Consider the following 13430-nt stretch of genomic DNA (forward strand, 5'->3'; position numbering starts at 1 on the left):
GCAGGCTGCATGAAGGGTTGCACGAAGGGCAACCCAGGGCGATCACTCCAGCTCGACCCCGCGCAACTCTGGAATCAGAAAGACGGTTGCCAGCAGATCGAGAATATAGATCGATGCCAGCAAGGCGATTGCCGTACCGAACGAGTAGTGTGTGGCGAGCGCACCGATAGCGAGCGGACCAAATCCGCCGACTCCGCGCCCGATGCTCCACAGCACATTTTGCGCGGTGCTTCGCGCGTGCGTTGGATAAAGCTCGGCCATCAGCGCGCCGTAACCGCCCATCATCCCGTTCACGAACAAGCCCATGAAAATGCCGCCGATCAGCAACGCATCCGGGGTGCTGAGCGTCGAGTAGACGAACACCATGACCAGCGCGCCGACCTGATATCCGATGAAGGCCGGCTTGCGTCCTATGCGGTCCGCAAGCTGGCCGAAGATCCAGATGCCGGCGAGCATGCCGAGGATCGAACAGCCGGTCCAGATGGCTGACTTGGTGAGCGTGTAGCCGAACATCTTCGACAGATAAGCCGGCATCCATACGATGAGGCCGTAGTACCCGAAGTTCTGAACCGAGCACAGGATGATTACGCCAATGCTGTGTTTGGTCGTGGCCTTGTCGCGGAACAAGGTCTTGATCGGGAACTCGCGTTTCTTCGCGGCATGCGTGCGCACGAACAGGTCGGATTCACCGATAGCCTTGCGGATCACGAACGATCCCACTGCCGGAAACAGGCCGACCACGAACATGCCGCGCCAGCCGATATGCGGCAGCAGCAGCGGTGTGACCACGGCCGCCGCGAGGACGCCCACTTGCCAGCCCATGCCGACATACGACGACACGCGGCCGCGTTTGTCCGCCGGCCATGCTTCGATGGCAAGCGCCATGCCGATACCGAACTCGCCACCCAATCCGAGACCTGCAATAAACCGGTAGACGAGCAGATCGCCATAACCCGTTGCGAGCGCGCAGAGGCCCGTGAAGAGTGCAAACAGCAGGATGGTGTAGGTCAGCACGCGGACGCGGCCGAGGTAGTCGCTCAAGATGCCGAAGCCGAGGCCGCCGGCTACTCCTCCGATTAATGTCCACGTGACCAGCGATCCGGCCTGTGAACTCGTCAGGCCGAGGTCGGCGGAAATCAGGTTCAGCATGAAGCCGAGGATGAGCAGATCGAAGCCGTCCATCGCGTAGCCTGAAACGGCTGCGATCAGGGCGCGAACCGGGCTTTGCGTTCCGGCCGCGAGAGGCGCGCCGTTGCCGGCCGGGACGTCGAGCGTTTCGACGCGGTCTTGCTTGTAGCTTGTCATGAGGGAAGGGCTCCGTGCGGATGGCGGCGACTCTGCCATGCACACGGGTGTCGAGCTGCTTGTGGATCATGCTTATCGATCAACCCAAGAACTCGAAGCCTGGTGTGCGCCCGTGATGATACAGCGCGCCGTGCCCGGTCAAAAAAGGGCGCGTGGCCCGCTGCATTCGTTGTGATGTAAGTGAAAGCCAGATGTCATGCTGACACCCGGCGTTAGCTTGCGAGTCGGTCCCGCGCTGTGGGACCGATAGCGAAGCGCTCTTACTTCACCACGACTTTCACATCAAAGTACTTCGATCCCAGCTTGTCGATGGTGCCGTCAGCCTTCAGATCCGTCAGCGCCTGATCGAGGGCAGCCTTCAGCGCGTGGTTGTTCTTGGCCACGCCGAAACCCACACCCGCGCCCAGCAGTTTTTCGTCGGCCACGGCGGGTCCGGTGAACGCGAAGCCCGCACCCTGCGGCGTCTTCAGGAAGCCCTTCGACGCCGCTTCCGCATCCTGGAACGCGGCATCCAGCCGGCCGGCCGCGAGATCGGCATAGACCTGGTCCTGCGCCTGGTACGACACTACATCGATACCCGCCGTTGCCCACTTGGCCTTCGCGTAGGTTTCCTGGATCGACCCTTGCAGCACGCCGACGAGCGCGCCCTTCAGGCCGTCGGCTGTGGGCAGGATCTTGCTGCCTTTCTTCGCGATCAACTGGTTCGGGATTGCGTAGATCGGATTTGTGAAATTGATGGCCGCCTTGCGCTGGTCGGTGATGGTCATGTCCGAGTTGATCGCGTCGAACTTGCGTGCCTGCAAGGCTGGAATCAGGCCGTCGAACGAATTCTCGACCCAGACGCATTTGACTTGGAGCTTCGCGCATACGGCGTTGCCGACATCGATGTCGAAACCGATCAACTCGCCGCTGGGCGACTTCGATTCGAACGGCGCATACGATGCCTCGACGCCAAAGCGAATTTCCTTGAGATCCGCTGCCTGCGCGCTTGGTGCGGCGAATGAGGCGGCGAACACCGTGGTGGCGGCAACCGCGAAAGCGGCGACTTTATGATTCATCCAATAGACGTTCTTCAATGCATACCTCTCGGGGGTGGGGCGGTGATTTTAAACGTTCGCACGGTCACGTTGCCGGCGAACGCGAGATGGGGGCGTACACAAGCCGATAAAAGAGCTTCAAACACGGGCTCAAGCACAAGCTTCAAACAGGCTCACGTGACGAACCGAGCAGCGCGCCGCCACGCGGTTCATCGGGTGCCTGTCCGCTATGTTTTTCGATCCAGTTGCGGCGTTCCTCGCGCGGTGTCACGCCGAAGCGGTCGCGATACGCGTTGGAGAAATGCGCCGCCGATGCAAACCCGCACGCGAGGCTGATCTGCACCACCGATTTGCTGGTGCGCTGCAATTGCGTACGGGCTTTGGTCAGGCGCAGGTTGACGTAATACTTCGATGGCATCGCGCCGAGGTATTGTCGAAACAGCCGTTCGAGCTGGCGTCGCGAAATGCCGACAAGCCCGGCGATTTCATCGGTGGCGAGCGGGTCTTCTATGTTCGCTTCCATTAGTTGCAGCGCGTCGTTGAGTCGCGGATGGCGTTCGCCCGGCGCGGTCACGAACGGAATGCGCTGGCGCTCTTCGCCTGAGCGCAACACGCCGATGCCAAGTGAATCCGCGATCCGTTCCGCCAGGTCCGCGCCCTGGTCGCGTGCGATCATCGCCAGCATGAAGTCGACGGTCGCCTGGCCGCCGGTGCAGGTCGAACGATCTCGGTCGATCTCAAAGATTTGCTGCGTGACGATCGAGCGCTCGAACTCCTCGGCGAACTGCTGGTAGGTTTCCCAGTTCACCGCCACGCGGTAGGCGCTCAATTGACCGGCCATCGCGAGCCACCAGACGCCGTGGTGAATGCCGGTCACGCGGGGCGTGCGGCTGCCCACGCGCGCGAGGCTTTGCAGGAACAGCCGGTAGTCCGCGAATTGCTGATACCGCTCGCTGACCACGATTAGCCAGTCGCAAGTGACGGCATCGCCGAATGCTGTGTCCGCGGGAAGTTGCGCGCCGCCGGCGAACGTTACGGGGCGTCCGTCCCACGAACAGATTTGCCAGTCGTAGAGCGCGTGGCCGTCGATCTCGTTCGCGAGACGCAGGCTGTCGAGGATTAGCCCTACGCCGCTCATGGAGCAGGGTGGCAGCACCACGATCGCGACTTTGAGTGGCCTGGTGCTCGGGGCCGGGTTAACGCTCGCGCTCATGTTCGAAATTGGTTTTTGTTCGCACTAGGGATGGGGAGGGGTAGTGGTAGGGGTCGGGGGGCTTTCGGTGTTAGTGGTTGGGGTCTATGTTGGGGTGGTCGGTTCTGGGGGCAGCGGTCGGAGTCTATGCCGGGTTGGTGCTTTCGGTGTTAGTGGTCTGCGAGAGTCGGATTTTCTCTTTATCACTGTTAGCCACTGTGCGTGGCGGCACGTCATTTCTTTGTCCAAAGCGACAAAGAAACGAAGCAAAGAAAGCGCTTTTAAACCACGCTACCCTAAGTGTCCACAGCGTGCAGTTTCTATTCATGGGTGCCCCAAAAGCACGGTGCTCGCCAGAGCGAAGGATGTGTGAACCCCTCTTTCTCCGAACACGGATACCCACACGCTTCGCCACCAGTGACTGAATCTGCCCAAGGTTCACCCCGCGCTATCCGCGGACAACCTCCTGCCGAATTTGTACATGACGGACCACGTCGCTAACCCACCAAGACACGGCCCACGCGGATGCATCAGGCCGTAGCTGGCGAAAAGAATCGTGCACGCCGCACAACTACCCACCAAACATGAAGCCGTAAGTATGCGTTCGGCCGTGTAGCCCACCAAAAAAACAGTGCGCGCTTGGCCGACGCTCCAAGAAACGCGGCGGCGAATACGTGTGAGGCCGTGCGGTTCCCTCGGCAATTCGTGCTTGCCCGAGAGCGTACGGGGCGAAGCGTGTTCGTGTCAGGATTCGCGAGAAGGAGGGGTTCACACATCCTCCGCTCTGGCGAGCACCGTGCTTTTGGGGCACCTATGAATACAAACTGCACGCTGTGGACACTTAGGGTAGCGTGGTTGAAAGCGTTTTCTTTGCTTCGTTTCTTTGTCGCTTTGGACAAAGAAATGACGTGCCGCCACGCACAGTGGCTAATAGTGATAAAGAGAAAATCCGACTCTCGCAGGCCGCTAACATGGAAAGCAGCAACCCGGCATAGACCCCGACCGCTAGCCCCAGAACTGACCACCCCAGCATAGACCCTGACCGCTAACCCTGAACCCTGGCATTGACCTCACCCGTTAACTCCAACGCCCAACGCCCAACGCCCAATCACCGCCCCCACCATCGCGCACCCCCCCCCAAACCCCAAGTGCGAACGAAACCTCACTTAAGACTACCAGACAGAAACTGTCGCAGCCGCTCGCTCTTCGGTGCAGTGAGCACATCACCCGGCGCGCCTTCCTCTTCCGTGCGGCCCTGATGCAGGAACATCACATGGTTCGAGACGTTGCGCGCAAAGCCCATCTCATGCGTAACCACGATCATCGTGCGACCCTCTTCGGCAAGCTTCTGCATCACCTTCAGCACTTCGCCGACCAGTTCCGGATCGAGCGCCGAAGTGGGTTCGTCGAACAGCATCACGTCAGGATGCATCGCCAGCGCACGCGCAATCGCCACGCGCTGCTGCTGCCCGCCCGACATGTGCGAAGGATATTGCTTCTCGATGCGAGGCGCGAGCCCCACCTTCTCAAGGTACATCCGGGCCCGCTCCTCCGCTTCCTTCTTCGAAAGACCGAGCACATGCCGCGGCGCTTCCATCACGTTTTCGATGGCGGTCATATGCGACCACAAGTTGAAGTGCTGGAACACCATCGCGAGCTTGGTCCGCACCCTCTGCAACTGCTTGCGGTCAGCCACGTCATGGCTGCCCGCGCGGTCGGCGTTGACGAGCACGGTCTCGCCATCCACCACGATCTGCCCCGCGTTCGGCCGCTCGAGAAAGTTGATGCAGCGCAGGAACGTGCTCTTGCCCGAACCGCTCGCGCCGATGATGCTGATGACGTCGCCCGCGCGCGCGGAAAGCGATACGCCCTTGAGCACCTCATTGTCGCCGTAGCGCTTGTGAATGTCCTGCGCGACCAGTTTCGTCGCGGCATCTTTGGCGGTTAGCTCCAACTCATACTCCCGGGGTGATTGGCTGAACTGCGGTTTAAACCAAGGTGACGCTCTAACGCGCCGATTCCAAGCGGCGACCTTCAACGACGGCTGGTGCCCAGATACCCAAGCCAGCGCTTTTCCGCGCGCCGGAATGCGCCGATCAACACGAACGACACGGCCAGGTAGATCAGCGCCGCGAGCCCGAACGACTCGAATGACTGATACGTAGCCGAGTTTGCGTCGCGCGCGACCTTCAGGATGTCCGGTACGGTCGCGGTGAACGCAACGGTTGTGGCGTGCAGCATGAGGATCACTTCGTTACTGTACAGCGGCAGCGCGCGTCGCAGCGCGGACGGCAGGATCACGCGCCGGTACACCGTGAAGGTGCTCATGCCGTACGCGCGAGCAGCCTCTACTTCACCGTATGGAATCGAGCGGATCGCGCCGGCGAAAATCTCGGTGGTGTACGCGCAGGTATTGAGCGCGAAGGCCAGTATCGCGCAGTTGAAACCGCTGCGAAAAAAGGCTTCGAGCAGCGACTGCGAGCGTACGAATTCGAGACTGTACAGGCCGGTGTAGAGCAGCAGCAACTGCACGTAAAGCGGCGTGCCGCGAAACACGTAAGTGTAGAGGCGCACCGGCGTCGAGAGCCAGCGGTTCTTCGATACACGGGCGCAGGCAAGCGGAACCGCCGCGACAAAACCGAGCGCAAGCGAGCTTGCCAACAGCCACAAGGTCACGACAAGACCCGAGGCGCGCATGCCGTCGGAGTAAAGAAACGGGCGCCAGTAATCGGCAAGTATCTGGATCATGATGGTCGCTTTTTCCTGTTTGCTAAGAGGTCGCTCAGGCGCCGCTTAGAGGTCGGCATGCCGCACGCCCGTGGAATAGCGGCGTTCAAAATACAGCAGGACGACGTTCGAAACCGTCGTGATGGCGAGATAGGCAGCGGCTGCGACCAGCATGAAGAAGAACATCTTGTAGGTGCTTTTGCCGGCGTCTTGCGCGGCCTTGACGATATCGGCGAGACCGATGATCGATACCAGCGCCGTCGCCTTGATCAGCACCTGCCAGTTGTTGCCGATCCCCGGCAGCGCGAAGCGCATCATCTGCGGAAACAGGATCCGCACGAACACCCGCACGCCACTCATGCCATAAGCGCTGCCGGCTTCCAGCTGGCCGCGCGGCACCGCGAGAAACGCGCCGCGAAAGGTTTCGGTGAAGTAGGCGCCGTAGATGAAACCGAGCGTAAGGACGCCGGCCGTGAAGGGATCGATGTCGAACTGGTCCAGGCCGAGCGCGTCGGTCAGGTGGTTGACCGCAATCTGGATGCTATAGAAAAGCAGCAGCATCAGGACCAGGTCGGGCACCGCGCGAATCAGCGTCGTGTAGGCGGTGGCAAGGCTGCGCGTGACGCGGTTGCGCGACAGCTTCGCGCTTGCACCCGCGAGCCCGAGCAGGATGGATACCGCGAGAGACAGGACTGCAAGCGCGACCGTCTGTTTCGCGCCCGCCAGCAGGAGTGGACCATAGCCGTAAAGGAACAAGTGCATGTCTCCGTCTGTTGAAGGAATCGTGCGGGCATGCGCCTTATCACGGCGGCTTGCCCGCACGACTGGCGCCGATAGTCACCAGCGAAAAAGAATTGCTCAAACGGGGTAGAGGTTGTTTATTGCGGCGCAACAAACGCTTTGTCCGATGGGGGTTTCGAACGATGAACCGTGGGACAGGGCGTTCAGGCAGGTTGCGGCTTTCGTAAGACATCACCCGCGGTATTACGCGGCGAGCGGAATCCACAGGTTTTGCGTCGCTTTTCCGATAGAAACAAAGGGGCTCGGGAAGGCGCCTTGGCAGGTCTGAACGTGGAAAATCCGCCGGCCCGATCCATCGTGGATGGAGATGCGACGCAAAAGCGTATCCACTTGCTTTCGCTGAGCGTCGGCGAGCGCAAGCGAGTGGAAGCAAGCAAATACGCCAACTGCTCAGCCGCTGTTCAGAGTGCGTGAAGCAGCCTTAGACCGTAGGCGCTGTGAAACCAGATGTGGTCTACAGCCAAGGCCGCCGCGATCCACGCCGCGCCGACTATCAGCGCGTCGCATCGGCCGCTGTTCCACCAGTTCAGGGAGTGTCGCGAGACGAGCCACGGCACGCCGAGCGGGTTGGGCCAGTCGGCGAAGAGATGCATCAAGCCGCCGCAGGCGAAGCCGAAACTGACGGCGGCCCAAGGGCGCACACCGAGCAGATGGTAAGAAACCGCGAGCAGCGCAACCCAGCCAACGCCCCAGTGCGTGAGCGTGCGATGCGTGATCCATAACCTTCGCCCCCGCGTCCACCACGCCACTTCAAGCCAGTCCGGTGCGGTACCGCCGAACACGCCGGCACAGAAACTGAGTACACCCCAGAGGTGATACGGACCGGTCGCGCCGGCCTTGCTGACGACCGCAGCAGCGATAAGACCTGCTGCCCACCCGGTCGCGTGATGCGCATTGCTCGAAGCCATGAAGGGATACCGCATGTAGCGAATGAAATGAAGCTGCGCATGTTGACACAAGAGTTGCGTAATGTGCGCACTGTTCCGGCGGATCGAGGCACGTTCGGGTGATGGCGGATTTTTCAGGCGTCGCGCAGGAGGAAGGGCGGCCGGTAAGCGTCGATGCGGGCTGCCAGAGTCCGCAGGCGGCCCTCAGGCAAGGGGCGGGCGCGCGATTTGCTGAATGAGGATATCGCCACAATTTTACTGATGCCATGGCCCGTCTTTTACTGACCGTTTTTTCCTTGCTTGGAATCCTGCTGACGAGTGCTGCGTTTGCCGCCTCCCGCGAGGAGCAGACCGCAGCCTGCAAAGGCGACGCGCTTCACTACTGCGCATCGGAAATTCCGAACGAGCAAAAAATCACCGTCTGTATGAAGGCGCATCTTGAGCAGCTCAGCCCCGAGTGCAAGGCGATGTTCAAGCAACCAGCGACAAGCAAGCACAAGAAGGTGCTCAAGCCCGCATGAACAAGGAGCAATCATGCTGACGCAGACTTTCGAAACGATTCTCGCGCTGTTCTCGCTCGGCTTTATCCGCCTGTCAGCGCTTACGCCGCTCAATGTCGCGCACGGGTTCGGGTCGGTATTGGGAATCCTGATCGGCATTGCGATCCCGCTGGGCATGGCGATGACAACCCGCAAGCAGTTGGAAAGACTTTGAAGATTTGACCTGTCAGGAGGGAAAGGGAACCGGCCGTGGGATTCGTTCGGAATGTGTGCAAGCGAGGCAAGCGACGCACGAGCACTGGCGCACTCCGGCATTGAGAACGATGCAACAGCGTTGCGCCCGATGACGCAACGCTTTTTCAACCAAAGCTGCCCGATTCAAGCACGCGCCGCCGTATAACGACGCGCAACTTCAGCCCAGTTAATCACGTTATAGAACGCGGCGATGTACTCCGGCCTGCGGTTCTCATACTTCAGATAATACGCATGCTCCCAGACATCCAGCCCGAGAACAGGGTGGTTGCCTGACGTCAATCCAGCCATCAACGGGCTGTCCTGATTGCCTGTATTTTCTACGACCAGGCGTCCCTGCGTGTCGACGCAAAGCCATGCCCAGCCGCTGCCAAAACGCGTCAGCGCAGCCTTGGTAAAAGCTTCCTTGAAGGCCGCGAACCCGCCCAGGTCGGCATCGATCGCGCGGGCCAGTTCACCATCGGGTTCACCGCCACGTTGAGGCGACATGACGGTCCAGAAAAGGCTGTGATTCGCATGGCCGCCGCCGTTGTTGCGCACGGGCAATTTCAGAGACTCGGGCAGTGAATCAAGTTGTGCCATGAGCGATTCCACCGGCAGGTCCTGATACTCCGTGTCCTTCACCGCGGCATTCAGATTGTTGACGTAGGTTTGATGGTGTTTCGTGTGGTGAACTTCCATCGTGCGGGCATCGATGTGGGGTTCGAGTGCATCGAATGAATAGGGCAAGGCGGGCAACGTATAGGGCATCACGAGTTTCCTTTCCGGTTGGGGGTGAGTCAGTGCGGTATCGGATGAGCGGCGCTCAACGCGAGGCAGCCTGCGCCAAGCGCGCGGGTCACGAGCGGATGGGGTCCGTGCGCACGTATGTGGTTCAGCAAGGCGAAGTGCGTCTCGCGGCTGTGGCGCAATGCGGCTTGTTGCAGGCTTGCGTCCTGGCTGCCGTCGAGAAACAGGTGGATGAGGATTTCATGGGCGTGGCAAAGATGCGCGGCGGCGCTGTCCAGATCACCCAGTTCAGCGTGCAGGTCGGCCAGGTTGTGATACGACACGACCAGTGCGGCGACACAGTCATCCGCCCGTCCTGGCGGCGGTTCCCCGATCAGCCGACCAGCAAGTTCCAGCGCTTGCTGGTAAGCCTTCAGCGCGACATTCCCAGGCGCCGCCGGTGAAGTACGCACAGCTTCGCGCATCACACGTTCCCACGCGGACAGGCTCGATCCATTGTTCGGGGCAAACTCGTTTTCCGCAGCATTGGCGATGTGCTGGTGCATGAAAGGGCTCCTGTTTCTGCACCCTTTGCGTTGGCGGACGCCTGCGTACTTGGGATTTTAAATGATAATCATTCGTGTTTGTGGTGTCTAGTGAAATTCAGGTTTTGCGGGGTGTTTTCGTCGCGGGTCCATTTGCAGGCGGCGAGATTCGCACCCCGGCTTCGCACCCCGGCGCAAGTTCACATCGTCGAGCTGACAAAGCCCTTTGGCAATCCCGCCCGCGCGATGGCGCCTGCGAACGGCTCTCCTGGCAGCCACGAAGCCACCTGTTCGCGGATGGCGAGGAGGGCGTCAATATCGATACCCGTTCGCATTCCTTCCGATTCCAGCAGGAACACCGTGTCCTCCGTATTGATGTTGCCGGTGGCGTTCGGCGCGAACGGACAACCGCCCAGGCCCCCGAGCGATGAATCGAAGGCGCGCACGCCGGCGTCGAGCGCGGCGACCACGTTCGCAAGTCCAAGTCCGCGCGTGTCGTGAAAGTGGCAGGTGACGGGGAGGTCACCGGTCAGCGCCAGGACCTGCCGCATCAGCTTGCGCACTTGTCCGGGGTGCGCATAACCGACGGTGTCGGCGATGGCAATCTCATCGGCGCCGGCCTTCAGCAAAGTTTCGACCAGTCGGAGCACGTGCTGTTCGTCGACATGCCCGGAGATCGTGCAGCCGAACGCCGTCGCCACGCCCGCACCGAGCTTGATATCCTGCCGTCCACTTTCATCGCGTGCGGCGATGATGTTGCTGAAGTCGTCGACGGATTCTGCGGTACTGCGCCGCACGTTCTTGAGGTTGTGTTCGTTGCTCGCCGAGAGAACGTAATGCACTTTCTTCAGGCCGGCGTCGAACGCGCGCTGGGCGCCTTTCAGGTTCGGCACGAGCGCCGATGCGTGCAGTCCGGCAATGGTCAACGCGCCGCGCGCGACCTCGTCCGAATCGGCGAATTGCGGCACGATCCGGGGCGGCACAAACGATGTCACCTCGATTTCGGTGCAGCCCGCCGCGACCATGCGCCTGCACCATTCGAGTTTTTGCTCTGCGCTGAGAATGGTCTTCACCATCTGCAAGCCGTCGCGCAGCCCGACCTCCCTCACCTGGGCGCGACTATCGTTCATATCGCTTCCTGTTGCCGATTCCATTCCTGTTTCCTCGATATTGCTCGTTAAAGTGCACTGCGGGGCACAGCGCTCGCGTGCGCCTTCACTGAATTGCCGGATTCACCGAATGACCGGCATCGGCGTCGGGTTCGTTACTCGCACCCGCCGCGTCAGCCTTTGCCTGCAGCGCGCGGGTTTGCGGCGCGAACAGGATCACCGCCAGCGCACCGATCAGCATGAGCAGCGCAATCGCGCCAAGGCCACCTATCATGCTGCCGGTCATCGTCTTGATCGAGCCGATGATCATCGGGCTGACAAAACCGCCCAGCAAGCCGACGCAGTTGATGATCGCGACCCCGCCGGCGGCGCCGCTGCCGCGGATGTAATCGGTGGAGATTGCCCAGATCAGCGGGTTGGGCGCGAGGATGCCGGCGGTCGCCACCGAAAGCGCGATCAGCGACAACGTGAGGTTCCCGGCGAGCAGGCTGGCGGCAACCAGTCCAATAGCACCGGCGATCATCGCGCCGCCGCAATGCCAGCGGCGCTCCATCGTCCGATCCGAATGGCGGTTCAGCAGGATCAGCGCGATCCAGCTCACGAAGTACGGGATGGCCGAGTAGCCGCCGATCGCGAGCGGGCTTGCGACGCCCGAGTTTTTGATCAGCGTGGGCAGCCAGAAGCCGATCGCAAACACGCCGGCGATCTGCGCGAACCACACGAAGCCCATCAGGTACACGCGCGGATCACGCAGCGCGCGGGCGAAGGTGTGTTCGGCATGACCATCGCCGAAGCTTGAGCTCTTGCGCAGGTCGTCGACGATCATCTTCTTTTCCGGCGCCGTCAGCCACTTGGCTTCTTCCGGACTGTTGTCGAGATAGAAGAAGGCGACTACGCCCAGGACGCTTGCCGGCAGTCCCTGCGCGATGAACATCCATTGCCAGCCGTGCATGCCGTGAAAGCCGTTCATGTGCGTGACGAGCCAGCCGGACATTGGGCCGCCGAAGAGGCCCGCTATGCCCGTGGCGCACGTGAAGATCGCGATGACCTTGGCGCGGCGCTCGACCGGATACCAGCGCGTGAGGTAAAAAATCACACCGGGATACAGGCCCGCTTCGGACAGGCCGAGCAGAAAGCGCACCGTGTAGAGATGCGCGGGCAGGGTGACGAACGCAGTCGCCGCCGCGACGATGCCCCACAAAATCATGATGCGCGAAAACGTCTTTTTCACGCCGATACGCGCGAGCAGCAGGTTGCTCGGCACTTCCATCAGCACATAGCCGAGAAAGAAGATGCCCGCGCCGATGCTGTAGGTCAGGTCATTGAAGCCCACGTCCTGCTTCATGTCGAGCTGGGCGATGCCGATGTTGATGCGATCGAGGAACGCGAATACGTAGCACAGGAACAGGAACGGGATCAGCCTGCGCGTGATTTTCGCGTAGGCCCGGTCCGCGTCGTAGGCCGGCTCAACAGGTGTAACGGGGGTCATGATGCGTGTCTCCTCCAGTATGTGGCCGGACGGATCGGCGCCGTCCGTGCCGGTTTGCTGAGTGCGTGCTAGCGTCCCTTGAACGTCGGCTGCCGTTTCTCGTTGTACGCGCTGATACCCTCGAGCCGGTCGGCTGTCGGGATCAGGCGGTTGTATGCCTCTATCTCCACATACAGTCCCGTGCGCAGGTCGGCCTGCATGCCAAGGTCGATCGCCTTCTTCGCCTGCGTCACCGAAAGCGGCGCGCTGGTGCAGATATCGCGTGCCGCGGCCAGTGCTTCGTGCAGTACATCACGCGCCTCGCAGAGCTTGTTGACCACGCCCCACGCAAGCGCTTCCTCGGCGGTAAAGCGCGCGCCGCGAAAGATCAGTTCCTTCGCCCGCCGCGTGCCGATGGTGCGTGGCAACTGCTGCGTGCCGCCGCCACCCGGCATGATGCCGCGCTTGACTTCGGTGAAGCCGAACACCGCGTCCTTCGATGCATACGCGAAGTCGCAAGCAAGCATCAGTTCGAGGCCGCCTGCCACCGCCGAGCCATTCGCCGCGCAGATGAGCGGGACCGGGCAGTTCGTGATCGCGCGGTTCATGCGTTCGAACAGGTAGTGCTGACGGCCGAACTGTTCATCGGTCATGCCTTCGCGCTGCTTCAGGTCCGCGCCGCCGCAAAACGTGCGCTCGCCCGCCGCCGTGAGAATCACGCAGCGGTAGAGTTCCGGATCGAGTTCGATCGCACCGAACACGCGGATCAGTTCGCGGCCCATCTGCGTGCTGATCGCATTCGATACCTCCGGCCGGTTGATCCGGACGACCAGGATATGGGCGTCGACTTCTTCGAGCTGCAAGGTAGCAAGGGACTCGGACCCCAGATATTCGTTGAT

Annotated in this window: 14 protein-coding genes; 2 read left to right on the forward strand and 12 right to left on the reverse strand. The window is 61.2% G+C overall.

What is annotated here, in order from left to right:
* Window positions 1-42: 42 nt before the first annotated feature.
* The 7 genes from ACSQ8V_RS23565 to ACSQ8V_RS23595 all read right to left on the reverse strand — a co-directional run bounded on the left by ACSQ8V_RS23565 (window position 43) and on the right by ACSQ8V_RS23595 (window position 7970).
* On the reverse strand, window positions 43-1305 hold the full coding sequence (locus tag ACSQ8V_RS23565; protein ID WP_436207332.1) for an MFS transporter: 1263 nt from the start codon (window positions 1303-1305) through the stop codon (window positions 43-45).
* 260 nt (window positions 1306-1565) lie between these two features.
* Complete coding sequence (locus tag ACSQ8V_RS23570) at window positions 1566-2363, reverse strand: ABC transporter substrate-binding protein (RefSeq protein ID WP_436207333.1); 798 nt, start codon at window positions 2361-2363, stop codon at window positions 1566-1568.
* A 142-nt stretch (window positions 2364-2505) separates the two neighbouring features.
* The gene (locus tag ACSQ8V_RS23575) at window positions 2506-3555 is read right to left on the reverse strand and encodes a GlxA family transcriptional regulator (RefSeq protein WP_213766379.1); all 1050 of its coding nucleotides are present in this window, start codon (window positions 3553-3555) and stop codon (window positions 2506-2508) included.
* Window positions 3556-4696: 1141 nt separating this feature from the next.
* Window positions 4697-5488: an ABC transporter ATP-binding protein gene (locus ACSQ8V_RS23580; RefSeq protein WP_213766380.1), complete on the reverse strand. Its 792-nt coding sequence runs from the start codon at window positions 5486-5488 to the stop codon at window positions 4697-4699.
* A gap of 80 nt (window positions 5489-5568) precedes the next feature.
* The gene (locus ACSQ8V_RS23585) at window positions 5569-6282 is read right to left on the reverse strand and encodes an ABC transporter permease (protein ID WP_436207334.1); all 714 of its coding nucleotides are present in this window, start codon (window positions 6280-6282) and stop codon (window positions 5569-5571) included.
* Window positions 6283-6327: 45 nt separating this feature from the next.
* Window positions 6328-7017, reverse strand: a complete 690-nt coding sequence (locus tag ACSQ8V_RS23590) for an ABC transporter permease (RefSeq protein ID WP_213766454.1) — start codon at window positions 7015-7017, stop codon at window positions 6328-6330.
* A gap of 446 nt (window positions 7018-7463) precedes the next feature.
* On the reverse strand, window positions 7464-7970 hold the full coding sequence (locus ACSQ8V_RS23595) for a metal-dependent hydrolase (protein ID WP_436207335.1): 507 nt from the start codon (window positions 7968-7970) through the stop codon (window positions 7464-7466).
* Window positions 7971-8245: 275 nt separating this feature from the next.
* Between ACSQ8V_RS23595 and ACSQ8V_RS23600 the strand changes: the two genes are divergently transcribed.
* Window positions 8246-8470 (forward strand): hypothetical protein, encoded by a 225-nt coding sequence (locus tag ACSQ8V_RS23600; RefSeq protein WP_436183916.1) that lies wholly within the window; start codon window positions 8246-8248, stop codon window positions 8468-8470.
* A gap of 13 nt (window positions 8471-8483) precedes the next feature.
* Window positions 8484-8663, forward strand: coding sequence for a hypothetical protein (locus tag ACSQ8V_RS23605; protein ID WP_436207336.1), 180 nt, complete (start codon window positions 8484-8486; stop codon window positions 8661-8663).
* Window positions 8664-8827: 164 nt separating this feature from the next.
* Here the strand turns inward: ACSQ8V_RS23605 and ACSQ8V_RS23610 are convergent, their stop codons facing one another.
* The 5 genes from ACSQ8V_RS23610 to ACSQ8V_RS23630 all read right to left on the reverse strand — a co-directional run bounded on the left by ACSQ8V_RS23610 (window position 8828) and on the right by ACSQ8V_RS23630 (window position 13430).
* On the reverse strand, window positions 8828-9451 hold the full coding sequence (locus tag ACSQ8V_RS23610; RefSeq protein WP_436207337.1) for a superoxide dismutase: 624 nt from the start codon (window positions 9449-9451) through the stop codon (window positions 8828-8830).
* 29 nt (window positions 9452-9480) lie between these two features.
* Window positions 9481-9975, reverse strand: a complete 495-nt coding sequence (locus ACSQ8V_RS23615; protein ID WP_436207338.1) for a tetratricopeptide repeat protein — start codon at window positions 9973-9975, stop codon at window positions 9481-9483.
* A 179-nt stretch (window positions 9976-10154) separates the two neighbouring features.
* Window positions 10155-11084 carry a hydroxymethylglutaryl-CoA lyase gene (locus ACSQ8V_RS23620; protein WP_436207339.1) on the reverse strand — a complete coding sequence of 310 codons (930 nt, stop codon included), beginning with the start codon at window positions 11082-11084 and terminating at the stop codon, window positions 10155-10157.
* A gap of 85 nt (window positions 11085-11169) precedes the next feature.
* Window positions 11170-12552, reverse strand: coding sequence for an MFS transporter (locus tag ACSQ8V_RS23625; protein WP_436207340.1), 1383 nt, complete (start codon window positions 12550-12552; stop codon window positions 11170-11172).
* A gap of 68 nt (window positions 12553-12620) precedes the next feature.
* Window positions 12621-13430, reverse strand: a complete 810-nt coding sequence (locus ACSQ8V_RS23630; protein WP_436184936.1) for an enoyl-CoA hydratase-related protein — start codon at window positions 13428-13430, stop codon at window positions 12621-12623.

It is taken from the genome of Caballeronia sp. LjRoot31 (assembly GCF_964253885.1).
Lineage (GTDB): Bacteria > Pseudomonadota > Gammaproteobacteria > Burkholderiales > Burkholderiaceae > Caballeronia.